General features: G+C 66.0%; 18 protein-coding genes and 1 tRNA gene. 12 read left to right on the plus strand and 7 right to left on the minus strand.

From position 1 onward, the window contains the following. The first annotated feature begins 38 nt into the window (after positions 1-38). The gene (locus EST26_RS02925) at positions 39-1,361 is read left to right on the plus strand and encodes an MFS transporter (protein WP_291065308.1); all 1,323 of its coding nucleotides are present in this window, start codon (positions 39-41) and stop codon (positions 1,359-1,361) included. A 25-nt stretch (positions 1,362-1,386) separates the two neighbouring features. Here the strand turns inward: EST26_RS02925 and EST26_RS02930 are convergent, their stop codons facing one another. Then, positions 1,387-2,997, minus strand: a complete 1,611-nt coding sequence (locus EST26_RS02930) for a L,D-transpeptidase family protein (RefSeq protein ID WP_291065309.1) — start codon at positions 2,995-2,997, stop codon at positions 1,387-1,389. A 60-nt stretch (positions 2,998-3,057) separates the two neighbouring features. Between EST26_RS02930 and EST26_RS02935 the strand changes: the two genes are divergently transcribed. From EST26_RS02935 to EST26_RS02945, 3 genes are all read left to right on the plus strand, one after another. Further along, positions 3,058-3,672: a Maf family nucleotide pyrophosphatase gene (locus EST26_RS02935; protein WP_291065311.1), complete on the plus strand. Its 615-nt coding sequence runs from the start codon at positions 3,058-3,060 to the stop codon at positions 3,670-3,672. Further along, the gene (locus EST26_RS02940; protein ID WP_291065313.1) at positions 3,669-4,466 is read left to right on the plus strand and encodes an SAM-dependent methyltransferase; all 798 of its coding nucleotides are present in this window, start codon (positions 3,669-3,671) and stop codon (positions 4,464-4,466) included. Before EST26_RS02935 ends, EST26_RS02940 begins: the two co-directional genes overlap by 4 nt. Positions 4,467-4,507: 41 nt before the next feature. After that, a tRNA-Gly gene (locus EST26_RS02945) sits at positions 4,508-4,581 on the plus strand. A gap of 53 nt (positions 4,582-4,634) precedes the next feature. Here EST26_RS02945 and EST26_RS02950 read toward each other — a convergent pair. Beyond that, a complete protein-coding gene (locus EST26_RS02950; RefSeq protein WP_291065315.1) occupies positions 4,635-5,306 on the minus strand; it encodes a 5-formyltetrahydrofolate cyclo-ligase in 672 nt (223 codons plus the stop codon). 48 nt (positions 5,307-5,354) lie between these two features. Here EST26_RS02950 and EST26_RS02955 point away from each other — a divergent pair, with 48 nt between their 5' ends. The 3 genes from EST26_RS02955 to EST26_RS02965 are packed head-to-tail and all read left to right on the plus strand — an operon-like array spanning position 5,355 to position 9,620. Then, a complete protein-coding gene (locus EST26_RS02955) occupies positions 5,355-7,325 on the plus strand; it encodes a lytic transglycosylase domain-containing protein (RefSeq protein WP_291065317.1) in 1,971 nt (656 codons plus the stop codon). 31 nt (positions 7,326-7,356) lie between these two features. Continuing rightward, complete coding sequence (locus EST26_RS02960; RefSeq protein ID WP_291065319.1) at positions 7,357-8,328, plus strand: complex I NDUFA9 subunit family protein; 972 nt, start codon at positions 7,357-7,359, stop codon at positions 8,326-8,328. Then, positions 8,325-9,620 carry a multifunctional CCA tRNA nucleotidyl transferase/2'3'-cyclic phosphodiesterase/2'nucleotidase/phosphatase gene (locus EST26_RS02965; protein WP_291065320.1) on the plus strand — a complete coding sequence of 432 codons (1,296 nt, stop codon included), beginning with the start codon at positions 8,325-8,327 and terminating at the stop codon, positions 9,618-9,620. The genes EST26_RS02960 and EST26_RS02965 overlap by 4 nt, the downstream gene beginning before the upstream one ends. A 187-nt stretch (positions 9,621-9,807) precedes the next feature. Here EST26_RS02965 and EST26_RS02970 read toward each other — a convergent pair whose 3' ends face one another. After that, positions 9,808-10,974, minus strand: coding sequence for an SAM-dependent methyltransferase (locus EST26_RS02970; RefSeq protein WP_291065322.1), 1,167 nt, complete (start codon positions 10,972-10,974; stop codon positions 9,808-9,810). Between the two features lie 16 nt (positions 10,975-10,990). Between EST26_RS02970 and EST26_RS02975 the strand changes: the two genes are divergently transcribed. Then, positions 10,991-11,782, plus strand: coding sequence for an SDR family oxidoreductase (locus tag EST26_RS02975; protein ID WP_291065324.1), 792 nt, complete (start codon positions 10,991-10,993; stop codon positions 11,780-11,782). Positions 11,783-11,802: 20 nt separating this feature from the next. Continuing rightward, a complete protein-coding gene (locus EST26_RS02980; RefSeq protein ID WP_291065326.1) occupies positions 11,803-12,180 on the plus strand; it encodes a dihydroneopterin aldolase in 378 nt (125 codons plus the stop codon). 203 nt (positions 12,181-12,383) lie between these two features. Here the strand turns inward: EST26_RS02980 and gdhA are convergent, their stop codons facing one another. Together gdhA and EST26_RS02990 are read right to left on the minus strand one after the other, a co-directional pair. Next, positions 12,384-13,727, minus strand: coding sequence for an NADP-specific glutamate dehydrogenase (gene gdhA, locus EST26_RS02985; RefSeq protein ID WP_291065328.1), 1,344 nt, complete (start codon positions 13,725-13,727; stop codon positions 12,384-12,386). 243 nt (positions 13,728-13,970) lie between these two features. Beyond that, entirely contained in the window at positions 13,971-17,420 is a 3,450-nt protein-coding gene (locus EST26_RS02990) for a DEAD/DEAH box helicase (protein ID WP_291065330.1), read from the minus strand. 166 nt (positions 17,421-17,586) lie between these two features. Here EST26_RS02990 and EST26_RS02995 point away from each other — a divergent pair, with 166 nt between their 5' ends. Beyond that, a complete protein-coding gene (locus EST26_RS02995; RefSeq protein WP_291065332.1) occupies positions 17,587-18,501 on the plus strand; it encodes a PPK2 family polyphosphate kinase in 915 nt (304 codons plus the stop codon). A gap of 26 nt (positions 18,502-18,527) precedes the next feature. Beyond that, positions 18,528-21,851, plus strand: coding sequence for a fused isobutyryl-CoA mutase/GTPase IcmF (gene icmF / locus EST26_RS03000; protein ID WP_291065333.1), 3,324 nt, complete (start codon positions 18,528-18,530; stop codon positions 21,849-21,851). Between the two features lie 198 nt (positions 21,852-22,049). Here icmF and EST26_RS03005 read toward each other — a convergent pair whose 3' ends face one another. Then, positions 22,050-22,562 carry a phasin family protein gene (locus EST26_RS03005; RefSeq protein ID WP_291065335.1) on the minus strand — a complete coding sequence of 171 codons (513 nt, stop codon included), beginning with the start codon at positions 22,560-22,562 and terminating at the stop codon, positions 22,050-22,052. Between the two features lie 319 nt (positions 22,563-22,881). Between EST26_RS03005 and EST26_RS03010 the strand changes: the two genes are divergently transcribed. Then, on the plus strand, positions 22,882-24,234 hold the full coding sequence (locus tag EST26_RS03010) for an esterase-like activity of phytase family protein (RefSeq protein ID WP_291065336.1): 1,353 nt from the start codon (positions 22,882-22,884) through the stop codon (positions 24,232-24,234). A 149-nt stretch (positions 24,235-24,383) separates the two neighbouring features. Here the strand turns inward: EST26_RS03010 and EST26_RS03015 are convergent, their stop codons facing one another. After that, a complete protein-coding gene (locus EST26_RS03015) occupies positions 24,384-25,391 on the minus strand; it encodes an L-threonylcarbamoyladenylate synthase (protein WP_291065574.1) in 1,008 nt (335 codons plus the stop codon). Between the last annotated feature and the right edge of the window lie 8 nt (positions 25,392-25,399).

Below are 25,399 nucleotides of genomic sequence, written 5' to 3' on the forward strand. Positions count from 1 at the left end.
GGCATGATGCCAGCCACGCGTCTTGTGACTCACCGAACGTGCTCGACATTCTCGCCCACAAAGTCTACCGGCACCTGTTTCTGGCGCAGGCGCTTGCCTTGCTGGGCACCGGGCTGGCCACCGTCGCCCTGAGCCTGCTCGCTTTTGACCTGGCAGGCGCGGATGCCGGGGCCGTGCTGGGCACGGCGCTGGCCATCAAAATGCTGGCCTACATCGGGGTGGCGCCGATTGCCGCTGCCCTGATCGAGCGGCTGCCGCGCCGCAAGGTGCTGGTGCTGCTCGACCTGGTGCGCGCGGCGCTGGCGCTGGCGCTGCCGTTCGTGACGCAGATCTGGCAGGTCTACGTGCTGATCTTTTTGCTGCAGGCGGCCTCGGCGGCGTTCACGCCCGCCTTTCAGGCCACCGTCGTGAACGCGTTGCCCGACGAGCGCGACTACACCAAAGCGCTGTCGCTGTCGCGCCTGGCCTACGATCTGGAGAGCCTGCTCAGCCCCATGCTGGCGGCCCTGCTGTTGACGCTGGTGAGTTTTCACAGCCTGTTCGGTGGCACGGCGCTGGGCTTTTTGGCCTCGGCGGCGCTGCTGGTTTCGGTGCTGTTGCCGCCTGCGAGCGCTCCGACCAAGCGCGGCATCCTGGATCGCACCACCCGCGGGCTGCGCATTTATCTGGCCACGCCACGGCTGCAAGGCCTGCTGGCGCTCAATCTGGCCATTGCCGCCGGCGGCGCAATGGTGATCGTCAACACCGTGGTGCTGGTGCAGTCCGGGCTCGGGCTGACGCAGTCGGCCACCGCCTTTGCGCTGGCCAGCTTTGGCGCCGGCTCGATGCTGGTGGCCTTGGCACTGCCCAGCCTGCTTGAGCGCGTACCCGAGCGCCGCGCCATGCTCGCCGGCGCCAGTCTGACCGTGCTCGGCCTGCTCGCCGGCGGCCTGCTGGCAAGCAGTTTCGCGCTGCTGCTGGGGCTGTGGTTTGTGCTCGGCATGGGCTACTCGCTGGCACAGACACCGGCCGCGCGGCTGCTGCGCCGCTCCAGCGCCGAGGCCGATCGGCCGGCGCTATTTGCCGCCCAGTTTGCCCTCTCGCACGCCTGCTGGCTGCTGACTTACCCGCTGGCCGGCTGGCTGGGCGCGCAGTTCGGGCAAGCCGTGGTATTTGCCACGCTGGCAGCCTTGGCCGCAGGCGCCGTGCTGCTGAGCCTGCGCCTGTGGCCCAAGAACGATCCGCTCGAAGTGCCGCACCGGCACGATGAGCTCGAACCCGGGCACCCGCACCTGGGGACGATCGCGCCGGGACAGGCCAGAGCGGACGAACATTCGCACGCCTTCGTGATTGACGACATGCACCCGCGTTGGCCGCGCTGAACGCAGTCGCGCGCCGATGCGCCGCTCAATCGGCCGCGAGCGGCAGGCGCTGGCGCTGCCTTTGCAGCAACTGGCTTCGCTGCTGCAGCGCCTGCTGCAGCCGACGGTCATGGCCATAGATGTCGCGGAAAAAGTAAATTCGCCCTTGCTCGACCCGTGCCGTCAGGTAAACGATCAGCACCGGCACCGGCTGGTTCAGGCGCACTTTTCTCATTTGCTCTGCGGCCAGGGCGGCCGCGATGCGCTGGCGCGTCCAGCCGGGCTGATCACCCAGCACGAACTGCACCAGCTCCAGCGGTTTTTCGACCCGAATGCAACCGCTGCTGAAATCGCGTCGGTCGCGCGCAAACAAATCGACCGCCGGCGTGTGGTGCAACAAGACGGTGTGGGGGTTGGGCAAGACGAGCTTGACGTCCCCCATGGCATTGTGCGGCCCCGGTCGCTGGCGCAAACGCAGTGAACCTTCGGCCACGGCGTCGAGCCGGGCCGCTGTCTTGGCCGCATCAACCCGGCCATCGGGCCACACGAAGTCAAAACCCATGCGGCTGAAATAGGTCGGGTCGCGGCGCATGCGCGGCACAATGTCGCGCCGCGCAATCGAGACCGGCACATGCCAGTACGGGCTGAATTCGACCACTTGGATGTCGGCATCGAACAACGGTGTGCGGGCGTCGCGCGCGCGTCCGACGATCACGTTCATCTGCGTCTGCACCACGCTGCGGCCATCAATCACCAAGTAGCCGCGCAATACGAATTCCGGCACATTCACCACCACCATGCGCGGGCCCCATTGCAGCGGCATCCAGCGCAGCCGCTCCAGCGCCAGCTCGATCTGGCGCACGCGCGCGGCCGGGCTCAGCTCGATCTGCGCCAGCGTGTTCGGGCCCAGCACGCCGTCAACCAGCAGGCCATGCCGCGCCTGAAACGCGCGCACCGCCTGCACCAGCGCCCCCTGGTAGAGCAGCGTCTGCGCGTGTTCGGCCTGCGGCACCGGGTCTGGCGAAGGCGGCAAATCGCCCAGCACGCGCAAGCGCTCGGCCAGCAGCGCCAGCCCGGCGTAGCTTTGTCCGGGCTTGAGCAACCCGAGGCGTCGCCCGGGCTTGGGCGGCAAGGCGGGCAAAGCCTGCTGCCAAGCCGGGTGCTGGCCGAGCGCGCGGTACTGCGCCAGCACGGCGCGCAGCTCCTGGTACTGCGGCAGGCGGGGCTGCGCCAGGCGCACCGCCTGCTCCAGGTCGCCAGCGGCAAGCGCCTTGCGCAGCAGCGGCATCGGGTCGAAGTCAGGGCGCTGCAACGGACGAAAGTGCACGCCCAACAGGCGCGGATCAACCCGGCCCTGGTGCAGATCGCGCAGATAAAGCTGCATGGAGCGGGTCAGCGCCTGCTCCAGGTCGGGCCGCGCTGGCCGCGCTGGCGTGGCAGCCTGTGCGGCCAGCATCAGGGCGGCGCTGTGGTAGTCCTGCGGATCGAGCCCATGACTGGCGGCATCGCTGAGCAGGGCCAGCGCCTGCCAGGCGTGTGCCGTCGGGCGGCCATGGTCCAGCCAGCGCAGCTCCGATGCCGGCACGGCGGCACTGGCTGCGCACCAGCAACAAAGCAGCAGCAGGCCGGGCAGCCAATGGATTCGGATGGGTTTCATGGCGCAAGAAGAAGGCGCGCCATTTTCGGCGCACCCGATGAAAGCACCGAGAATAGCGGCATGTCAAAACCCCTTACGTCCTGCCCCGAACACCCTGCGCGCACCCTGGTGCTGGGCTCCACGTCGCGCTACCGGCGCGAGCTGCTGGAGCGGCTGCGGCTGCCGTTTGACGTCATCGCGCCCCAGGTCGACGAAACGCCCCGGCCCGGCGAAGCTGCGGCCGACCTGGCCCTTCGACTGGCCCTGGCCAAGGCGCGCGACGTGGCGCAGCGCCAACCGCGCGCGCTGGTGATAGGCAGCGACCAAGTGGCCGACCTGAACGGCGAGCCGCTGGGCAAACCCGGCAGCCACGAGCGCGCCGCAGCCCAGTTGCGGCGCATGAGCGGGCAAACCGTGGTCTTTCAGACCGCGCTGGCGCTGGTCTGCCTGGAGTCCGGGTTCGAACAAAGCGAACTGGCCACCGTGCGCGTGCAGGTGCGAACGCTGGGCGAGGCCGAAATTGAGCGCTACCTGCGCGCCGAACAACCCTACGACTGCGCCGGCAGCGCCAAAAGCGAAGGGCTGGGCATTGCCCTGCTCGAGCGCATCGACAGCGACGACCCGACCGCGCTGATCGGCCTGCCGCTGATCCGCGTCTGCCGTCTGCTTCGTGCGGCCGGGCTGCAAATTCCATGAACCCGCCGCCGCAACACGGCGCGCTCTACCTGGTGCCGACGCCGCTGGACTTTGGCTGCCCGACGCCACATCCGGCCCCGCTCGGCCAGTGGCTGCCGAGCGAAACCCTGGCCTGCGCCAGCCGTCTGACGCACTGGATCACGGAAAACGCCAAAAGCACACGCGCTTTTTTGAAGCGCGTGCAGGCAGAGACTGGGCTCGCAGCGCCACTGCAATCGCAGCACATGGTGGAATTGGCGCGCGCCGCGCACAAAGCGGGCGACCACGTCATCGACGCCGCCAGCGAGGCGCAAGCGCGCCTACTGCTGGCACCCGCCCTGCTCGGGAACGACATCGGCTTGGTCAGCGAAGCCGGCCTGCCCGCCATTGCCGACCCGGGCAGCTCGGTGGTGCGCGCCGCACATGCGCTCGGGCTGCGCGTGCTGCCGCTGGTCGGCCCGAGCGCGCTGCTGCTGGCACTGGCCGCCAGCGGCCTGAACGGGCAAAACTTTGCTTTCGTCGGCTACCTGCCGCAGGCTGCGCCCGCACGCGCGCAACGGCTGCGCGAGCTGCAAGCGCTGGCGCTGCAAACCGGGCAGACCCAGCTCTTCATTGAAACGCCTTATCGCAACAGTGCCATGCTGCAAAGCCTGCTGCACACCCTGCAAGCGCACACCCGACTGGCGGTGTGTTGCGCGCTGACGCTGCCCGAGCAAAGCTGCCGCAGTGCGCTGCTGAGCGATTGGAAAAAGAACCCGCACTGGCAGGGCGAGCTGCCGCTGCAAGCACCCGCGGTGTTTTTGCTGGGCCGCTGAGCCAGCGAGCGGCCCCGATCACGTAGAATGTCAGCCCTGCTGCGGGTGTAGTTCAATGGCAGAACGGCAGCTTCCCAAGCTTCATACGAGGGTTCGATTCCCTTCACCCGCTCCAGCCGCCTGCTGCCCTACCCTGCTGCCCACGCTGCACCTTGAACGCCTGCGTCTTCAAACGCCCCGAGGCGGCGGCCAGATCACCCCGGCGTCGGTCAAGATGGCATCCAGCGGCACGTCATGCGCCTGCGCTCGCAACTGCGGCAGGTAGCCAAAGTCGTAGCCCAGGCCGACCGTGAACGGCCTGGGGTTCAGGCTGGCCAGGGTGCGGTCATAAAAACCGCCACCGTAGCCCAGCCGATAGCCGCCCGGCCCAAAACCGACGCAGGGCACGAAAATCAGCGTCGGCACCACGGCCTCGGTGTCCTTGGGCTTGGGAATGCCGTAGGCGTCTTCGTCCATCGGACAGCCGGGGTACCAGGTGTGAAAACTCAAGGTCTTGTGCACCTTGTTGACCACCGGCAGGCCAATGCGGCGCAAGCGCTGGGCGCTTTGGGCGTCTTCTTCCTGGCCGGCCTCCTGCCAGCGAAACAGCGCCGGCAAGGGGTCGAATTCGGCCTTGATCGGCCAGTAAGCGCCGATGGTGGTGTCGGGCCGCCCGATCAACCAGACCCGCATGACGCGCTGCAACAAATCGTTTCGCCAGGCGCGGTCTGCCAGCAACTGGCGTTTTTTCACCAGCGCTAGCCGCCAGATGGTTTTTTGGCCCGCCAGCGCGGCATCTTCTAGCGCCGCCTGCGGGGCCGGATGGGAACTAGAGCCGTCTTTGTTGTCTTTGTTGTCCATAATAGGCGCATGAAATGGGTTCAACCGACAGAGGGATGGTGCTGGCGCATGCTCACCGTCATTATGGCTGCGCTGGCGCTGCCGGCAGCGGTGTGGGCGCAAGGCACGGGCGACGCGGCGCTGCTGCAAATGGCTCAGGCGCAGCAGCGCAACAACAGCGCACAACTGACGGCCTTGCTGCCGCGCGTGCAAGGCCATGTGCTCGAACCGATGGCGGTGTACTGGGAAATCAGCGAGCGGCTCGACCGCGCCAGCGCGACCGAGATTCGCGCCGCACTGGCACGCCTGGCAGGCAGCTTCTGGGAAGACCGGCTGCGCAGCGACTGGCTGCTGCAACTGGGCCGCCAGCGCGACTGGCACGACTTTGATGCCGAGTTCCCGCTGCTGCGCAGCAACGGCGACCGACAGCTGCAGTGTTTTGCGCTGCTGCGAGACGCGCTGCAGCGGCGCGCGCCTCTGTCTGAGCTGGCCGAGCGGGTGCGAGAGCGCTGGCTGGGCCAAAGCGCCGCCGACGCGGGCTGCTCCAGCGCGGCCCAGACGCTGCTGGCCAGCGGTCATCTGCCGCCCAGCGTGGCCTGGCAGCGCGCGCGCCTGGCTATCGAGACGCGCCGCCCGCGCGTGGCCACGCAGGCAGTGGCCTTGCTCAACCCGGAATGGGCCACCATCGTCAGCGCCATCGCCGCTGATCCGGCGGCGTACCTAAACGAAAAAATCACCGCCATTCGCCCACGCACCAAAGAGTTGGTCACGCTGGCCCTCATCGGGCTGGCCAACGACGACCCGGCTGCCGCCGCGCGCGAGCTCAACCGCACGCGCTGGCAAGCCCAGCTCAGCCAAGAGGAGCGCAGTTGGGCCTGGGGCGTGGTTGGCAAGCGCGCGGCACAGCGGCTGCAAGACGATGCGCTGACGCACTTCGCGCAGGGGCAGTTGCGCTTCATGCACGACGACCACCTGGCCTGGAAGGCACGCGCCGGTCTGCGCGCCGGCGCCTGGGACCGGGTGCGCGATGCGATTGCCGCCATGAGCCCGGCGCAGCAGCAAGAGCCCGTCTGGGTCTTCTGGCGCGCCCGCGCCATCGAGGAGTTGCCCGCAACCGATGCACTGGCAGCCAAGTTGCAAGCGCGCGGCTTGTTCGCCTCCATCGCCGCGCCAAATGGCTTTTACCCGCAACTGGCACTGGAAGAATTGGGCCGCCGGATAGAGCTGCCGCCCGCCCCCGCGCCGCTGAGCGCGCAGGAACGGCAAACCGCGCAGCAGCATCCCGGCCTGCAACGCGCGCTGGCGGCGTTTCGGCTCGGTCTGCGCAGCGACGGCGTGCGCGAGTGGAACCACAGCATAGGCCTGAACCGCCCGATCGGCGTGATGAGCGAGCGCGAGCTGCTGGCGGCAGCACAACTGGCCTGCCAGCACGAGTTGTGGGACCGCTGCATCAACACCAGCGAACGCACCGTGCTGGAGCAAGACTTTGCGCAGCGTTTTCCCATGCCGCACCGGCGCGAAGTGGTGCAGCGCAGCAATGAAATAGGCCTCGACCCGGCTTATGTGTACGGCCTGATCCGGCAGGAAAGCCGTTTCGTCATGGACGCGCGCTCGCATGTGGGTGCCGCTGGCCTGATGCAGGTGATGCCGGCGACGGCGCGCTGGACGGCGCGCAAGATCGGCTTGAACCATTTCGAGCCGCATCACATCACCGAGCGCGACACCAACATCCTGATCGGCACCGCCTACCTGCAGTTTGCGCTGGACAACTTCGACGGCTCGATGCCGCTGGCCGCTGCGGCCTACAACGCCGGCGCCAGCCGCCCGCGCGCCTGGCGCAACGGCCCGACGCTGCCGGCGGAAATCTGGATCGAGAACATTCCATTCGAGGAAACACGCGACTACGTGCAGAAAGTGCTGGCCAACACCACCATCTACGCCGCCATTCTGAGTGGCCAGCCGCAGTCGCTGCGCGAGCGCCTGGGCGTGGTGGGGCCGCGCACCGAGACGGCGGCGGCAACGCAGCGCACCCGGCCCTGAACGCGTGCGCAACAAGCAAAGGAACACCTGTGTGAAAAACATCCTCGTTCTGGGCGGCAGCGGTTTTGTCGGCCGACACCTGTGCGAAAAGCTGCAGCGCCAGGGCTGGCGCAGCAGCGTACCGACGCGCCAACCAAGCCGTGCCCGTGCCTTGCAGCATTTGCCGCTGGTCACCGTGCTGCCCGCCGACGTGCACGACCCAGCGCAACTGCAGCGGCTGCTCAGTGGCCACGACGCGGTGGTCAACCTGGTGGCGATACTGCACGGCAATCAGGCCGCTTTTGAGCGCGTCCACGTCGAACTCCCGACCCAACTGGCGCAGGCTTGTGCCGCCACCGGTGTGCGCCGCGTGCTGCACCTGAGCGCACTCGGCGCCAACCTGGACGGCCCATCGCGCTACCAGCGCAGCAAGGCGCGCGGCGAAGAACGGCTGCGCCAGGCCGGGCTCGATCTGACCGTACTGCGCCCGAGCGTGATCTTTGGCGCCGGCGACCGCTTCCTCAACCTGTTTGCCGATCTGCAAGCGGTCTTTCCGCTGCTGCCACTGGCCTGCGCGCACGCGCGTTTCCAGCCGGTCTGGGTGGAAGACGTAGCCAACGCCGTGCTGGCCTGTCTGCGCGACAGCGAGCTGCCGCAAAGCAGCATAGGCCAGACCTACGAGTGCTGCGGACCGGATGTGCTCACGCTGGCCGAACTGGTGCGTCTGGCCGGTCGCTTGGGCAGCCGGCAGCGCGCGCTGCTGCCGCTGCCGCGCGCCCTGGGCCAGCTGCAAGCGCTGCTGATGGAACTGCTGCCCGGTCCACCCCTGATCAGCCGCGACAACCTGGACTCGATGGCGGTCGACAACGTCGCCAGCAGCCAATGGCCCGGCCTGGGTGCGCTCGGCATCGCCCCGGCCAGCGTGTACGCCATCGCGCCCAGCTACCTGGGCCGGCGCGGCGCACGCAGCCCACTGCTGGCGCTGCGCAGCGGCGCACAAGACCGATCCCACACCAGACGATGAAGGTTTATCTGGTCGGCGGCGCGGTGCGCGACGCTCTGCTGTCGGCGGCGGCCACGCCCACGCAGGCCAGCCACTTCGACCGCGACTGGGTGGTGGTCGGGGCCACGCCGCAGGCCATGCAGGCACAAGGGTTTTTGCCGGTCGGGCGCGAATTTCCGGTTTTTCTGCACCCCAGCACGCGCGAGGAATACGCGCTGGCCCGCACCGAACGCAGCACCGCGCCGGGCTACCACGGCTTTGCCTTTCAGGCCGACCCCAGCGTCACGCTGGAAGACGACCTGGCCCGGCGCGACCTGACCATCAACGCCATGGCGGTATCGCAAGCCCAAGCCAAAGACCCGAGCACAGCGCAACTGATAGACCCCTACGGCGGCCAGCGCGACTTGCAAGCGCGCGTGCTGCGCCACGTCACCGCCTCGTTCGCGGAAGACCCGGTGCGCATCCTGCGGCTGGCGCGTTTCGCCGCGCGCCTGCCCGACTTCAGCGTCGCACCCGAAACACTGGCCCTGATGCGCCAAATGGTCGAGCGCGGCGAAGTCGATCACCTGGTGCCCGAGCGCGTCTGGCAAGAAATCGCGCGCGGCCTGATGGAGCACCGCCCCAGCCGCCTGCTCGAAGTGCTGCACGCCTGCGGTGCCCTGGAACATCTGCTGCCCGAGTTGAAATCGGTGAAATCGGGGTCAGATTCCAATTATTCAGATCGAGATTCAAAACGAGAAAAATCGGAATCTGACCCCGATTTTTCTCATCTGCTGCGCGTGCTTGACCTGAGCGCTGCGCTGCAGGCGCCGCTGCCGGTGCGTTTTGCTTGTTTTTGTCATGGCCTGGCCCGGGGACCGGCGCTGGCTGAGCTGCTGCGTGGCGTGTGCCTGCGCTGGCGCGTGCCGCGCGAGAGCCGCGAGCTGGCCGAGGTGGTGGCGCGCGAGCGTGGCCACATCCACCACAGCGGCGGCTTCAACGCTGCCGCACTGGTGCGGCTGCTCGAACGCTGTGACGCGCTGCGCCGGCCGCAGCGTTTTGAACAGGTGCTGCTGGCCTGCGAGTGCGACGCGCGCGCGCCACCCGGCCAGGCAGATAAGCCCTACCCGCCGCGCGCGCGCCTGTTGCGCGCGCTGGCCGCCATCGAGGCGGTCGATGGCGGCGCGATTGCCGCTGCAATTGCGCGCGCCGCCGCACGCGCGCCAACCCCCGCTGCCACGCCTGCACTGGGTGCGCGCATTGCCGAGGCGGTTCACGCGGCACGCTGCCAGGCGCTGTCTCGGGTTTGGCCTGAAGTCGGCGTGGCCGCCTGAAGTCCAAGCGCAACGCAGCCTTGCACACCACAGGGCACTTTTATAAATCCAAGAAACCTCCGTTCGGGCTGAGCCTGTCGAAGCCTGCTTGCGATATGCAGCAACCCCTGATGGCGCAAACCCTTCGACCCTTCGACCAGCTCAGGACAGGCCAAGCTCAGGGCGAACGGGTATTTATAGAAGTGCCCTAAAGCCGGTGGCAGCGGTCGCCCACACCAAAACCCAGTGGCTCCCAGCCGTGCGCACTGGCGGGCGGCGCCAGTGCCAACACCTTGAACAGCTCGCCCATTTCGTGCTCGTTGACCAGCTTTTGCATCAGCGCGTTCTCGCGTATGCCTGCGCGCGCGGCCTGCTGCAGCAAACCGCAGTTAAGCAAAAAACGGCCCTGACTGGTGTAGCCCAGCACCTGCAGACCCGCGTTTTGCGCCGCCAGCGCAATGCCGGTGAAATTCACATGCGCCGTGATGTCCTTGAGCCCGAGGTCAGACAGCGGATCGTCGTCGCGCCGGTGCGCCCGGTGGCAGGTCAGCGTGCCCATGTGGCGCTGCGGGTGGTAGTACTCGGCCGCGGGAAATCCGTAGTCGATGAAGAAAGCGGCACCGCGCTCCCAGCGATCGGCCAGCGTGCGCACGAAGGCTTCAGCCTGAGGGTGGATCTCGGTGATGTAGTCGTGTGTGCCGTCGATCTCCAGCGGCGGACGCAGCTCGGTGCGGCGATCGGCCCAGGCCAGGCATCCATCGGCCGCCAGCGCCACGCCGCGCTCGTGCCATTGGCCCGCCCGTCGCGCCAGCAGTTGAACCGGCATGGCGTCGAGCACCTCGTTGCCCAGCAGCACGCCCGACAGGCGCTTGGGCAGGCGATCAACCCAGGCCACGCGGTCCGCATGGGCTGCCAGCCTGGCCTGCTGACGCTCGCGCAGGCTGCCCGACAAGTCGACGATGGTGTAGCGCCGCCAAGCCACGCCCGACGCATCCAACGCCTCTATCACCTGCTGCGCAAGGCAACCGCTGCCAGCGCCGAACTCCCACATCTCGTCGACACCGGTCTGCTGCAGGGCTTGCGCCACCTGAGTCGCCAGCGTCTGGCCAAACAGCGGCGTCAGTTCGGGCGCGGTCACGAAGTCGCTGCTGCCCGGGCCGGCTGGGCCGGCGGGCATGTGCCCGAACTTAGGCACTGCGCCAGCGTAGTAACCCAGGCCCGGCTCGTACAGCGCTTGGGCCATGAAGCGGTCAAAGGGCAACCAGCCGCCCGAGGCGCGAACGGCCTCGGCAACCCGTTCCCGCAGGGCACTCGGTACACTCGGATGTTCGCCTGAGGCGACGGGGGCGCTGCGCCCCCCGGCTGCTTGATTCATCATCTGATTGTCCTTCATGACCGATCGCACGGCACCTGACATTCCCCGCACCGCCCTGGTCACGGGCGCCGGGCGGCGCCTGGGCCGCGAAATCGCGCTGGCGCTGGCCCGCGCCCATTGGAACGTCGCGGTGCACTACCGGCAGTCGGCCGAGGGCGCGCAGCGCACCGCCGCCGACTGCCAAACGCTGACCGGGCGCCCCGGCAGCGCCGCCACCTTCTACGCCGATCTGTCGGTCGAGGACGAAGTGCGCGCGCTGCTGCCCGCCGTGGCCGCGCGCTTCGGCGCGGTCGACGCGGTGGTCAACAGCGCTTCGCTGTTCGAGCACGACGAAGCGGCCAGCTTCGGTTTCCAAGCCCTGGAGAAACACCTGCGCAGCAACACCGGCGCACCGGTGCTGCTGGCCCAGGCGCTGGCCGAGCACCTCGGCGCCGGCGGCAAGGAGCGCGAGGGCGCGGTCGTCAACCTGCTGGACCAAAAGCTCTGGAACCTCAACCCCGATTTCTTCAGCTACACCCTGTCGAAGGCGGCGCTGGAAGCGGCCACCGGCATGCTGGCGCTGGCGCTGGCGCCCCGGGTGCGGGTTGTCGGCGTGGCACCCGGCCTGACGCTGGGCAGCCACCTGCTCAGCGACGAACGCTTTCGCGATCTGCACCGCCAGTCGCCGCTGGGCCGCTCGTCGGCGCCCGAGGACGTGGCGGCCACCGTGCTGTTCGCGCTGCAAAACCGCTCACTGACCGGCACCACGGTGCTGGTCGACGGTGGCCAGCACCTGATGCGCTTCGAGCGCGACTTCTCTCTGATGTGAGCGCTGCGCGAGCGATCAGCATGAACCCATCCACCTCTACCGGCACCCAGATCCTCGCGCTCACCGGCCTGCGCTTCGACGCCAACCTGGGCATCCTCGACCACGAGCGGTCGGCGCCACAGCCGATCTTGGTCGACGCCGAACTCAACCAGGGCAGCCAGCCGCTGATGCCGCACGACGACGACATCAGCCATGTGCTGGACTACCGCAAGGTGCGTCAGATCATCATCGACGAATGCAGCGCCGAGCATGTCAACCTGCTGGAAAGCCTGATCGGCAAGCTCACCCGCCGCCTGCTGCAACTGCCCGGCGTCATCGGCGTGCGGGTGAGGATCGCCAAGCTCGAAATATTTGACGACTGCGAAGTCGCCATCCGCATGGAAAGCGGGCAGTGGTGAGGTGCAGGTGCACATTTGGCGGGGTCGGCACCCGCTGCGGCAGACCTGGACCACCTGGGGGCACGCCTTCTTCGTGAGGTCGCAGGCAACGGCATCGGTCTGCAGCCTGTGCCCGCGCACCGGAATCAGCGGCCACAAGCGCCGCCGGCAATCATTGCTCACCCCCCTGCGACTCGATCCGCTTGCGTCTGGCCACGCAAAAATCAGATCACGCCTTGCGCGCGCATGGCGTCAGCCACTTTCACAAAACCGGCAATGTTGGCGCCATCGACGTAGCTGATGGAGCCGTCGGCACGGCGACCGTGATTCAAGCAGGCCTCGTGAATGCCCACCATGATGTCGTGCAGGCGACGATCCACTTCGTCACTCGGCCAATTCAGGCGCATGGCGTTTTGACTCATCTCCAAACCCGAGGTGGCCACGCCGCCGGCGTTGCTGGCTTTGCCGGGTGCGTACAAAACGCCCTGGGCTTCGAGCAGTTTGACCGCCTCGATGGTGGTTGGCATGTTGGCGCCTTCGGCCACGCACAGCACACCGTTCTTGATCAGCGTGGCTGCGTCGCTGGCGTCCAGTTCGTTTTGTGTCGCACAGGGCAGTGCCACATCGACCGGAACCGACCAGGGTTTGATGCCGGCCTCGAAACGGGTGTGGGTGCGCTTGGCGTAGTCACTCACGCGGCCGTACAAGTGATTCTTGACCTCCATCAACTCGGCCAACTTGGCGTCGGTAAAGCCGTCTTCGTCGATCACGCTACCGCCGGAGTCGGACACCGTCACCACTTTGGCGCCCAGTGCCATGGCTTTTTGCACCGCGTACTGCGCCACATTGCCCGAACCCGAGACGCTCACGCGCAAGCCGTCAAAGCTGCGCCCCTTTTGCTTGAGCATTTCCTGCGCAAAGTACACCGTGCCGTAGCCAGTGGCCTCAGGGCGCACGAGCGAACCGCCAAAGCTCAAGCCTTTGCCGGTAAAGACGCAATCGGCGCGGTTGCTGAGCTTTTTCATCATGCCGACCATGTAACCCACCTCGCGCCCGCCCACGCCAATGTCACCCGCAGGCACATCGGTGTCGGAGCCGATATGGCGGAACAACTCACCCATCAGCGCCTGGCAAAAACGCATCACTTCGCCTGGGCTTTTGCCTTTGGGATCGAAGTCTGAGCCCCCCTTGCCGCCGCCCATGGGCAAGGTGGTGAGGGCATTCTTGAGGGTTTGTTCGAAGGCCAAAAACTTCAAGATCGACAAGTTGACAGAAGGGTGAAAACGCATGCCGCCCTTGTAGGGGCCAATGGCTGAGCTGTGCTGGATGCGGTAGCCGCGGTTGACCTGCACGTCGCCGTGGTCGTTGACCCAGGAGATACGAAATATCAGCACGCGCTCGGGTTCGATCAGACGATCCAGCAGGCCTTGCTCCGCATACCTCGGGTGCGTCAGAATGAAAGGCCACAGGCTGTCCATCACTTCCGTGACGGCCTGCAGAAATTCGGGCTGACCGGGGTTGGCTTGAGCCACGTGGCTCAAAAATTGGTGCGCAGAGCTGTACTTCATATGTCAGAACGGTTAAAGACTTTTTGACGATTATGCAACATCTGTTGCAGCGCAATCCGTGCGGACGGCCCCGATGGCCGTTGCATCGGGCTTGGTTGCTCCAGCCGCGCCGTCCAGATGGCGGCCCGGCTCAGCGCCTGTGATGCGCTTGGTTTTGGATTGAGCCCTTCGACAAGCTCAGGGCGAACGGTTTATCAGCTCAGGGCGAACGGTTTATCAGCTCAGGGCGAACGGTTTATCAGCTCAGGACTGGCCCAAGGGCTTGAGCAGCTCGGCCAGATCGCTTTCAGCAAAAAGCGGCTCACGCCGGGCCGCCGATCCGCTGTAGACCTCGTTGGCCAGCGCGGCTTTGCGTTCTTGCAGCGCCAGTATGCGTTCTTCAATGGTGCCCTGAGCCACCAGCTTGAGCACCCACACGCTGTGCTGCTGCCCGATGCGGTGCGCGCGGTCGGTGGCCTGATTCTCCACCGCGGGGTTCCACCACGGGTCGTAATGGATCACGGTGTCGGCTTGCGGCAAATTCAGTCCGACGCCGCCGGCCTTGAGGCTGATGAGAAACAGCGGCACCGCGCCGCTGGTAAAGCGCTCGATGAGCTGGTCGCGCTTTTGACTCTGGCCGGTCAGCTTGACCCAGTTCAGACCGCGCTTTTTCAGCTCGACCTCGATCAGTGTGAGCATGCTGGTGAACTGCGAGAACAACAGCACGCGCCGACCTTCTTCGAGCATTTCGGGCAGCAGCTCCATCAAATGGTCCAGCTTGGCCGAGCGCTTGATTTTTTGCGCCGCATCGAGCGCCAGCAGACGCGGGTCGCAGCAGACCTGGCGCAGCTTGAGCAAGGCATCCAAAATGGCGATCTGCGACTTGGCCAGCCCCTTGGTTTCGAGCGCTTCGCGCACGGTCTTTTCCATGCTCAGCCGAATCGTTTCGTACAAGTCGGCCTGCTTGCCGGCGAGTTCGACGCGCGCGATGGTTTCCACCTTGGGCGGTAGCTCTTTGGCCACCAGCGCCTTGGTGCGGCGCAGCATGAAGGGCGTGATGCGCGCGCGCAACTGCGCCATGCGCTCGGGGCTGCCCGAGCGCTCGATCGGGTTGCGAAACAACTCTTTGAAGCGCGCCTGGCTGCCCAGAAAGCCCGGCATCAGAAAGTGAAACAGGCTCCAGACTTCGCCCAGGTGGTTTTCCATCGGCGTGCCCGACAGGCACAGCCGGTGCCGGGTGTGCAGCTCGCACGCCACCTGCGCGGCCTGGGTGCTGGCGTTTTTGATGTTTTGCGCCTCATCCAGCACCACCACATGCCACTGCAACTGCAGCCAACGGTCGCGGTCGCGCTGCAACAGCGAATAAGGCGCAATCACGACATCGTGGTCGATGATTTGTTCGGCCTTTTCGTGCCGCTGCAGTCCGTGCAACAACAAGCAGCGCAGCGTCGGACAAAAGCGCTGCGCTTCGCGCTGCCAGTTGCCCAGCAAACTGACCGGCGCGATGATGAGCGCGGGCCGGTCCAGGCGTCCGGCGTCTTTCTCGACCTGAATATGGGCCAGCGTTTGCAGGGTTTTGCCCAGCCCCATGTCGTCGGCCAAGATGCCTGCCAGCGCGTTTTGACGCAGAAACTGCAACCAGTTCAGCCCCTGCTGCTGGTAGGGTCGCAGCTTGGCCTGCACGGTCGGCGGCAGCGCCACATCAGGCAGGCTCAAGGGGCCACGCATGTGCTGCAACAAGCGCTGCAGGCTGGGCGCGCCGGCCCAGGAAACCCCTTCGCCCAGCGCGGCGCCGGTGCGCAAGGCCTGCAGGCGCGAGAGTTTGATTTGTTCGCCGCTCAAGTCCAGGCCGCGCTCGCCCACCAGCTCCAGCAGTGCGCTCAGCCAGGGTTGCAAGGCGGCGCCGGGCAGGCGCACAAAGCCCGGGCCGGCCGGGTCGCGCAGGTACACATGCTCTGGCAGCGCCGCTGCCGTGTCGGCAGCAGCGGGCGCGGCGCGGGCGGCCAGCGCAATCAGTTCAGGCAGCCAGGGCAGCACGTTGCGGCGCTGGCCGTTGATCTCTATGCCAAGCGACAGGTCGAACCAGGGCGAGGTCTGCTCGTCGTCCCCCTCGGCCTGCATCTGCAGTTGCAGCCCGTCGGCGCGCTGCACCCAGTCGTGCAAGCTCGGCTCCAGGGTGAGGGCAAAACCGGCCTGGCGCAGCGCGGCGTAGTCGCTGTCGGCCCAGTGCAGCCAGCTCAGCGGGTCGGCCTCGCTGCTCAATCTCAGCTCTCCTGCGGGCGTGACCTGCAAGCCCAGCGCCGCCAGCGCGTTCAGCGCGCGCTGCTCAGCCGCCATGTCGCGCTGGAGCAAGCGGCGCGGGCCATCGGGCTCGACCGCAGGCAAGGGCACGTTGGCCTGCGCCGTGGTCCACCAGCCGCGCTGGCCAGCGTAATCAAAGCTGATCCGGGCGCAGATCAGGCCGGCCGGGTTGGCCGCCGGCGCCGTTGTGCTGCTCAGATGCAAGCAGGCTTGCGGCAGCAAGCCGCTGATGACTTCGACCGGCTCGAGCACGGCGGGTAAGGCCAGCATGCCCAATTGTTCGCTCAACCGATCCTGGTGTTTGCGCAACACCGATTCGCGCACCGCCGGCGCTTTGAACAGGGCTTGAACCAGCGTCATGCTCAAACCCTGCACGTCGACCAGACCGCAGCGGCCACGCTCTGCGTCCAGATACAGCGGTGGGTCGTTTTTGCACAGCAGCGCACCTGGACTGTCCAGCTCGGCCAGCAAGCGCCAGACCGGTTCGCCGGCGTCGCCGGGCGGGCTGTCTTGCCAGCGCCAGGCCAGCGCCTGGGGCTCTCCCCATTCGATCGGGTCTTGCGGGTAGCCGTTGCTCGCGCGCGTCATCAAGCGCCCGGTGCTGGCGGCCTTGCGCAACAACAAGGTGCCGGCCTCGCCGCTGGGCAGCACCGCGTCGGGAAACGAATAACCGTAGCGGCCCTGCAGCGGTTTGCAGGCTCGCATCAGGCGCAGCACCTGGTGATCGGCCGGCGTGGCGCAGTCATAAAGCCGTTGGCCGGGATAGGGTTCGTAGCCCACGCTGCGCGGTTTGGCCCAGCCGCCGTTGACTTTCAGATACGAGCTGACCAGCGTAAGCTGCAACTGCGTCACGCCTTCGTGCGTTGCGCTGGTGAGCACATACAGGTACTGTTCGGCCCGCTCGTGCGCCGATGACGGGCCCGCGGCTGTGGCCGGGCCGCGGGAGACCGCAATTTTCTCCAGCCAGTCCTGCCACTGGCGGTCGGCAGCCTGCAACGCTTTTTGCGCCAGTTGTGCCTGCTCGGCCAGGCGGGCCTGCTCCAGTTGCGCCGCCGGCGGCCTTGCGTGCGGCTGTTGCTGCAACAACCGCCGCCCCTGATAAGCGGCCTTGATGCTCAGGGCGACGGCGTGCTTGCAATTCTGTCCCACCGGACAGGAACACGCGCCGGACCAGTTCTGCAGCCGGGACGCGCTGTCCAGCGTGATCGCCGCCGAAGTCTGGTAAGGCAGACGCTGCTCGCCCTGCACCATGCCCGTGACCCGCCAGTGCGCGCCATCGGGGGCGATGTCGATGCTCAGCACCCGGTTGTGCAGAAACAGACTTTGTCCGCGCGACCAGTTCTGCGGGTCGAGCACGGATTGCAGGTCTTGCAGGTCGAACCAGATGAGCGCCCCAGGCGAAGAAGTTGACATGCGAATGGCGCGCAGAGGCGAGAAAAGAAAACACCGATGGTGGGCAGCGCTCGATTATCCGGCAGCACCAGGGAAGACTCTGGTGCTGCGACAGTGCTTGCGGTAAGATCAAAACCTTACGTTTACGTAAACGTCAACAAAAAACAAAAGCCATCTGGAGACCCCCATGCCCGGCCCGAGTGCTAGCTCCTTGCCGTTCCCGATCAACGCCATCTGGGCCGACAAAGACAGCCCATGGGAAAACTGGCAGGTGGCAGACGCGAGCGAGGGCAATAGCAGGAGCGGCAAGAACGGCAAAAAATCCCTGAGCGTGACGCTCAAGTCGTTCGACCCCCAGGCCAAGCCCTACGCCAGCGGCGACAAGGCCGTCGATCTGGCCATCGTGCAGGCGCTGGCGGAACAAATCGATCAGCTGCAAAACCTGTTCTACGCCGATGGACGCTACAAGCTGCTGGTGCTGCTGCAGGGCATGGACACTTCGGGCAAGGACGGCACGGTGCGCAGCGTGTTCTCGCGCACCAGCCCGCTGGGCGTGCACACCGTCGGCTGGACAGCCCCCAACGAGATCGAACGCGCGCACGACTTTCTCTGGCGCATCCATCGAAAAGTGCCCCGTGCGGGCGAGATCATGGTGTTTAACCGCAGTCACTACGAAGACGTGCTGGTGCCGGTGGTCAACGGTTCGATCACGCCCGAGCAAACGCGCCAGCGCTATGAACACATCAACGACTTTGAACGCCTGCTGACACAGACCGGCACAGTGATCCTCAAATTCATGCTGCACCTCAGCTTCGAGGAACAGGGGCGGCGGCTGCAAGAACGTGTGGACGACCCGGAAAAGCACTGGAAATTCAGCCTGAGCGACCTGCAGGTGCGTCAGCAGTGGAGCGAGTACCAGCGCGCCTACGAAGCCCTGCTGAACGCGACCAGCACCGCCTGGGCGCCCTGGACGGTGGTGCCGGCCGACTCGAAAACCCAGCGCAACCTGATGGTCGCCACCCTGATTCGAGACACCCTCAAGGCGCTGGAGCTGCGGTACCCGCCCGAAGACCCGGCGCTGAGCGGGCTGCGCGTCGAGTGAGCCCATCGTCCACCTCGAGACCCACCATGACCCAACTCAACGCCGACTATCAGGCCCTGGCCGCTTACCGCCCCAGCCACAAGGTTCGCTTCGTCACCGCCACCAGTTTGTTCGACGGTCACGACGCCGCCATCAACATCATGCGCCGCATCTTGCAAGACATGGGCGCCGAGGTGATTCATCTGGGTCACAACCGCAGCGTCGACGAGGTGGTGACGGCCGCCTTGCAAGAAGACGTGCAAGGCATTGCCATCAGCTCTTACCAGGGCGGCCACGTCGAGTATTTTCAATACATGGTCGACTTGCTGCGCCAGCGCGGCGGCGCGCACATTCAGGTGTTCGGCGGCGGCGGCGGCGTCATCGTGCCGAGCGAAATCCGCGCCCTGCAAGATTACGGCGTGGCCCGCATCTACAGCCCGCAAGACGGCCAGCGCATGGGACTGGCGGGCATGATAGGCGAGATGCTGATGCGCTGCGACCAAGACTTGTGCGCCCTGGCACCCACCCAACTGACCGCCATTCAAGGCCACGGCCAGACCCACTGGCGCGCCCTGGCGCAGCTCATCACCGCGCTGGAGAACGGCCGCGCCGACGCCGCGCTGTGCAAGCACCTGCACCAGCAAGCCGCCACACGCAGCACCCCGGTGCTGGGCATTACCGGCACCGGTGGCGCGGGCAAGTCCAGCCTGACCGACGAGCTGATCCGCCGTCTGCGGCTGGATCAGGACGACGCGCTGCGGGTGGCGGTGATTTCGATCGATCCGTCGCGCCGCAAGAGTGGCGGCGCACTGCTGGGTGACCGCATCCGCATGAACGCCATTGGGCCCTGGCTGGGTGCGGCGCAGCAAGACGCCGATGCCGCAGCGCCGCAGCGCGTCTTCATGCGCAGCCTGGCCACGCGCGACTCCAACAGCGAAGTCAGCGCCGCGCTGCCCGAGGTGATCGCGGCCTGCAAAGTGGCGGGCTTTGACCTGATCGTGGTCGAGACCTCGGGCATCGGGCAGGGCAGCGCCGCCATCGTGCCGCTGGTCGATCTGCCGCTGTACGTCATGACGCCCGAATACGGTGCCGCCAGCCAGTTGGAGAAGATCGACATGCTCGACTTCGCCGCCTTCGTCGCCATCAACAAGTTCGACCGCAAAGGCGCGCTCGACGCGCTGCGCGACGTTGCCAAGCAGGTGCAGCGCAACCGGCAGGCATTCACCCTGCACCCCGAGCAGATGCCGGTGTTTGGCACCATGGCGGCGCGCTTCAACGACGACGGCGTGACCGCGCTCTACCAGGCTCTGAAGCCGCGCCTGCGCGAACTCGGCCTGCCACTGCGCGACGGCCGCCTGCCGCCGGCGTCTGTGCGCCACAGCAGCAAGCAAGCGCCGGTGCTGCCGACCACGCGCACGCGCTACCTGGCCGAGATCAGCGCCAGCGTGCGCGGCTACAAGCAGCGTGCACACGCGCAAGCCAGGCTGGCGCGTGAGATTCAGCAACTGCGCGCCGCCGCACGCCTGTTGACGCTGGACAAACCAGCCCGCCCAAAGGCTGCCGAAGCCGCCATCGACCTGGCGCAGCAGCGCGAACAGGCACAAGAACCGGCCGCACGCAAATTGCTGGCGCAGTGGCCCGACCTGCAAAAAGCCTACGCTGGCGACGAATATGTGGTGAAAATTCGCGACCGAGAAATCCGCACCGCGCTCACCACCCAGTCGCTCAGCGGCACCCTAATCCGCAAGGTGGCACTGCCAAAATACGAGGACCACGGCGAAATTTTGCAGTGGCTGATGCTCGACAACGTACCGGGCAGCTTTCCGTACACCGCAGGCACCTTTGCCTTCAAGCGCGAAAACGAAGACCCGACGCGCATGTTCGCTGGCGAGGGTGACGCCTTTCGCACCAACCGCCGCTTCAAACTGCTGTCTGAAGGCATGGCGGCCAAACGCCTGTCCACCGCGTTCGACTCGGTCACGCTGTACGGCAACAACCCCGACCTGCGGCCCGACATTTACGGCAAAGTCGGCAACGCGGGCGTCTCCATCGCCACGCTGGACGACTTGAAGGTGCTCTACGACGGCTTTGATCTGTGCGATCCATACACCTCGGTCAGCATGACGATCAACGGCCCCGCGCCGACCATTCTGGCGATGTTCATGAACGCCGCCATCGACCAGAATCTGAATAAATTCAAGACCGACAACGGCCGCGAGGCCAGCGACACCGAAACACAGAAAATCCGCGCATGGGTGCTGGCCAACGTGCGCGGCACGGTGCAGGCCGACATCCTGAAAGAAGACCAGGGCCAAAACACCTGCATCTTCTCGACCGAATTCAGCCTCAAGGTGATGGGCGACATCGCCGAGTACTTCGTGCACCATGGCGTGCGCAACTTCTACTCGGTCAGCATCTCGGGCTACCACATCGCCGAAGCCGGAGCCAACCCGATCTCGCAACTGGCCTTCACGCTCAGCAACGGCTTCACGCTGGTCGAAGCCTATTTGGCGCGCGGCATGCACATCGACGACTTTGCGCCCAATCTGAGCTTCTTCTTCAGCAACGGCATGGAGCCGGAGTACACCGTGCTCGGGCGCGTGGCACGGCGCATCTGGGCCGTGGCCCTGCGCGACCGCTACGGCGCCAACGAACGCAGCCAGAAACTGAAGTATCACATCCAGACATCCGGGCGCAGCCTGCACGCGCAGGAAATTCAGTTCAACGACATCCGCACCACCTTGCAAGCGCTGATTGCCATTTATGACAACTGCAACAGCCTGCACACCAACGCATTTGACGAAGCCATCACCACGCCGACCGAAGATTCGGTACGCCGCGCGATGGCGATCCAGCTCATCATCAACCGCGAATGGGGTCTGGCCAAGAACGAAAATCCGAACCAGGGCGCTTTCATCATCGACGAACTGACCGAGCTGGTGGAAGAAGCGGTACTGGTCGAATTCGAGAAAATAGCCGACCGTGGCGGCGTTCTCGGAGCGATGGAAACCGGCTACCAGCGCAGCAAAATCCAAGACGAGAGCATGCACTACGAAATGCTCAAACACACCGGCGAATACCCCATCATCGGCGTCAACACCTTTCGCAACCCGCACGCTCAAGCGGTGCCGGACCAGCTCGAGCTGGCGCGCTCGACCGAGGAAGAAAAACAATCGCAGTTGCAACGTCTGGCTGACTTTCACTGCCGCCATCAGGCGCAAGCCGCGCAGATGCTGGCGTGCCTGCAGCAAGCCGTGATCGAGAACCGCAACGTGTTCGAGGTGCTGATGGACGCGGTGCGCTGCTGCTCGCTGGGCCAGATCACGCGCGCGCTGTTCGAAGTGGGCGGTCAGTACCGGCGCAGCATGTGATTCCCATCCCAAACGGGCGCTCGCGGCAGAAAACACCGACTACTATCTCCATGCCGGGCATACGCGAGTCGGCCAAAGGCTGAACGGGGCGCGCATGGCTTGTGCCCCGTTCAGCCATAAGACGACAAAGGCACCCGAAGGTGCCTTTGTCGCGGGGTGAGAGGTCACGGCCCGCAAGCCGCTTACCTCAGACCGGGATCAGACAGCCTGGGTAGTCTTCTTGACCATGTCGCTGGTCTGCTTGGTCACGACGGCGAAGTTGGCCTGGGCGGTTTCCACTGCCTTCTGACCCTGGCTCATGGCGTTCTGGAGCGCGGCCACGGCGGCCTCGGAACCAGCGGGTGCATTCTTGACCAACTGATCCACCGATGCGGCAAAGGCCTTCTTGGCTTCGGCCAAGCTGGTCTCGATCTGCTTGGAGAAGTCCGTGCCGCCTTCGGTGGCAATGCTTTGCACGTGCTGGAAATAGGCAGCCGATTTTTCAGCCACGGGCTGGAAGAAGGCTGTCTGCAGGCTCATGAATTCCTGCGGGGACTTCACGCACAGCACGGCCTTGGCGTGGCCCAAGCTCTCGCCCAGGACGGCCTTGGAGGCAGCCATATTGAGCTCAACCAGCTTTTCTGCTGCGGCAAAAGCCTTCATGGCGGCGCCTTCGAATGCTTGCAGATGGGTTTGGCTGGCGGCGATGATTTGTTCGGCGGGGTTGTTCATTTCGGGTTCCTTGAAGAGAGTTGAGACAAAGGAGCCGCGCTCGAACATGTCCCGGCTCGCCGAGTTATGTTGCAGTGCAGCATGATCGCGATTCTACGGGAAATCCCGCAGATGGCAAGCGTTTATGCTGCACTGCAGCAGTTTTAGAGGCTCTCACCCAAATAAGCGGTTCCATGCCGCTGCTTGAGACACCCGGCCTTGCCGCCTGGTTTTTTTCGGCATGTTTCATGCGTGGCGTCACGGTGCTTTGAATACCCGTTCACAAAACCGTCACCGGTCGCAGGCAAGCTGGCGCGACCTCAACTCACGCCGTCTGCACATGCCACTCCATCCTTTGCACCTCTTACTCGCTGCCGCCCTGGCGCTCGGCGCCCACTCGGCCCAGGCCCAGACCGAATTCCCCGCCACCTTGAGGGGCCACGCCATTTTGCCTGCGCAGACCTTCATCGCCACGCCCCGAGACGCTCCGGCCGACCTGCGGCTCAGCGGCAAGTTCACCACCGGTCAGCGAGTCGAAACCGTCGGCAGCGTCGAGGGCCGGTCTGCCGGTCGCCCCACCGGGGTATTCCTGCCCTTCAAGGGCCAGCCCGTGCAGGGGCACTCGGGCATCAAGCGCATGGCCGACGGCAGCTTCTGGCTGCTGACCGACAACGGCGCCGGCTCCAAGGCCAATTCACCCGACTTCATGCTGTTTCTCAGCCGACACACGGTGGACTTCAGGAGCGGCCAGTTCAAGCGCCTGCAAACGGTCTTCCTGCACGACCCGGACAAGAAGGTACCGTTTCGCATCGTCCACGAGGGCACGAAGATGCGCTACCTCACCGGTTCCGACTTTGACCCCGAAGGCTTGCAGATCGTGGACGGGCACTTCTGGATCGGCGACGAGTTTGGTCCCTACCTCATCAAGACCGACATGCGGGGCCGGGTCCGGGCCGTCCACGAAACCAAGGTCGATGGCAAGACCATCGTCTCGCCCGACCATCCGTCGGTCATCACGCCGAGCACGCCGGATGGCGAGGTGAAATTCCAGGTGCGCCGCTCCAGGGGCTTCGAAGGCCTGGCCGCGTCGCCCGACGGCAGCAAGCTCTACGCCTTGCTCGAAGGCCCGCTGTGGGACGAGGCGGCCAAGGCGCCCGAATCGCTGGACGGCAAGCAGTTCCTGCGCGTGCTGGAGTTCGACGTGAAGACCGAGCAGTGGACCGGCCGGCATTGGAAGTACGTGCTCGAGGCCAACCACCACGCCATCGGCGACTTCAACATGATCGACGCCACGACAGGCCTGATCATCGAACGTGACAGCGGCGAAGGTACGCCGGACAGGGCCTGCCCCGAGGGACAAAGGCGCAGCGACTGCTTTCACAACTTGCCCCAGTTCAAGCGAGTCGTCAAGGTGGAGCTGAACGAAGCCAACGTCAATGGCCCGCTGCGCAAGATCGGCCACATCGACCTGCTCAACATCGCCGACCCGGACCGACTGGCACGCAAGCCGCTGGTGAACGGCGTGTTCAGCTTTCCGTTCTTCACGATTGAAAACGTGGATGTGGTGGACGCCACACACATCGTGGTCGGCAACGACAACAACCTGCCGTTTTCCAGCAGCCGCGATCCGAACAAAGCCGACGACAACGAGCTGATCCTGCTGGAGGTGGGCGCCCTCCTGCAGGCGAAGTGAAACCCCGCACAGGAAGGCGTTTTTTCCGCGTGGCTGGCGTCTGAGCCTCTCAGCCCAACGGCTTTTAACGCAGAGTTTTTTCCCCAGCATTGCCATGGGGTAGGGGCTTTTTTGCTTCGAGTGGCGTTCTTTCACAGTAAGGGCAGCCTTCAAGCCGCCGCGCGTTGCAACCGGTCGCGCACGCCGTCCCAGGCCGGGCCAGCCGGTGGCGTCTCGACCCAGATCAGGCGCACGCCGGTCGCGTCGAGCTCGCGCAAGGTGGCAAACAGCGCCTGCGCGGCAGCAGCGGCGTCGTCGGGCATGCGGCGCAGCCGCAGACCCGGCGCCGGCCTGAGCGGCGCGCGCGCGTACACCGCGACCTGGTCTGCCGCCGGTCCGAGCAGGTCGAGCGCGGCCTGCAACTGCGGCGCCGACATCAGGCGCACGCGCGCGCGCGGCGCATAGTGCGATTCGAGCGTGCCCGAAGCGCGCGGCGCGCCGGCGTCTCGCACCTGCAAGGCCAATCCGCAGGCGGCCTGCAACTGCGCCGGAGTCAGCACGCCGGGGCGCAGCAGCACCGGCTGGCTGCGCGTGCAATCCACGATGGTCGATTCGATGCCCACCGGGCAAGCACCGCCGTCCAGAATCAGCAGCTCGTCGTCGCTCAGGTCAGCAAACTCTTGCGCCACGTGCTGCGCGGTAGTGGGGCTGACACGGCCAAAGCGATTCGCGCTGGGCGCGGCCACGCCGCGCACGCCGTGCGCCTGGGCAGCAGCCAGCAGCGCCTGCGCCAGCGGATGCGCCGGGCAGCGCAGGCCAATGGAGTCCTGGCCGCCCGCAGCGCTGGTCGCCACAAAGGGGCGACGCGGCAGAATCAGGGTCAGCGGGCCAGGCCAGAAAGCTTGCATCAGCGCCAGCGCAAACGGCGGCAGCTCGCGCGCGTAGTGCTCGACCCCGGCGCGCCAGCCCTGCGTGCCGGCACCGCTGGCCAGGTGCACGATCAGCGGGTGTTCGCTCGGGCGGCCCTTGGCGGCAAAGATGCGCTGCACCGCGCTGGCGTTGTCGGCATCGGCCGCCAGGCCATAAACGGTTTCGGTCGGCAGGCCCAGCAGCGCGCCCGCCGCCAGCCGCTGCGCCGCCTGTTCGATGGCGGCGGGGTCGGTAGCCGGGAGCAGCAAGGGCGGCA

The sequence above is a fragment of the Hydrogenophaga sp. genome, from assembly GCF_014773545.1.
Taxonomy (GTDB): domain Bacteria; phylum Pseudomonadota; class Gammaproteobacteria; order Burkholderiales; family Burkholderiaceae_C; genus Hydrogenophaga.

Excerpts from the sequence above, each read along its gene's own strand:
- EST26_RS02930 (WP_291065309.1), bottom strand. The coding sequence starts at position 2,997 with ATGAAACCCATCCGAATCCATTGGCTGCCCGGCCTGCTGCTGCTTTGT.
- EST26_RS02935 (WP_291065311.1), top strand. The coding sequence starts at position 3,058 with ATGTCAAAACCCCTTACGTCCTGCCCCGAACACCCTGCGCGCACCCTG.
- EST26_RS02940 (WP_291065313.1), top strand. The coding sequence starts at position 3,669 with ATGAACCCGCCGCCGCAACACGGCGCGCTCTACCTGGTGCCGACGCCG.
- EST26_RS02950 (WP_291065315.1), bottom strand. The coding sequence starts at position 5,306 with ATGGACAACAAAGACAACAAAGACGGCTCTAGTTCCCATCCGGCCCCG.
- EST26_RS02955 (WP_291065317.1), top strand. The coding sequence starts at position 5,355 with ATGCTCACCGTCATTATGGCTGCGCTGGCGCTGCCGGCAGCGGTGTGG.
- EST26_RS02965 (WP_291065320.1), top strand. The coding sequence starts at position 8,325 with ATGAAGGTTTATCTGGTCGGCGGCGCGGTGCGCGACGCTCTGCTGTCG.
- EST26_RS02970 (WP_291065322.1), bottom strand. The coding sequence starts at position 10,974 with ATGAATCAAGCAGCCGGGGGGCGCAGCGCCCCCGTCGCCTCAGGCGAA.
- EST26_RS02975 (WP_291065324.1), top strand. The coding sequence starts at position 10,991 with ATGACCGATCGCACGGCACCTGACATTCCCCGCACCGCCCTGGTCACG.
- EST26_RS02980 (WP_291065326.1), top strand. The coding sequence starts at position 11,803 with ATGAACCCATCCACCTCTACCGGCACCCAGATCCTCGCGCTCACCGGC.
- gdhA (WP_291065328.1), bottom strand. The coding sequence starts at position 13,727 with ATGAAGTACAGCTCTGCGCACCAATTTTTGAGCCACGTGGCTCAAGCC.
- EST26_RS02990 (WP_291065330.1), bottom strand. The coding sequence starts at position 17,420 with ATGTCAACTTCTTCGCCTGGGGCGCTCATCTGGTTCGACCTGCAAGAC.
- EST26_RS02995 (WP_291065332.1), top strand. The coding sequence starts at position 17,587 with ATGCCCGGCCCGAGTGCTAGCTCCTTGCCGTTCCCGATCAACGCCATC.
- icmF (WP_291065333.1), top strand. The coding sequence starts at position 18,528 with ATGACCCAACTCAACGCCGACTATCAGGCCCTGGCCGCTTACCGCCCC.
- EST26_RS03005 (WP_291065335.1), bottom strand. The coding sequence starts at position 22,562 with ATGAACAACCCCGCCGAACAAATCATCGCCGCCAGCCAAACCCATCTG.
- EST26_RS03010 (WP_291065336.1), top strand. The coding sequence starts at position 22,882 with ATGCCACTCCATCCTTTGCACCTCTTACTCGCTGCCGCCCTGGCGCTC.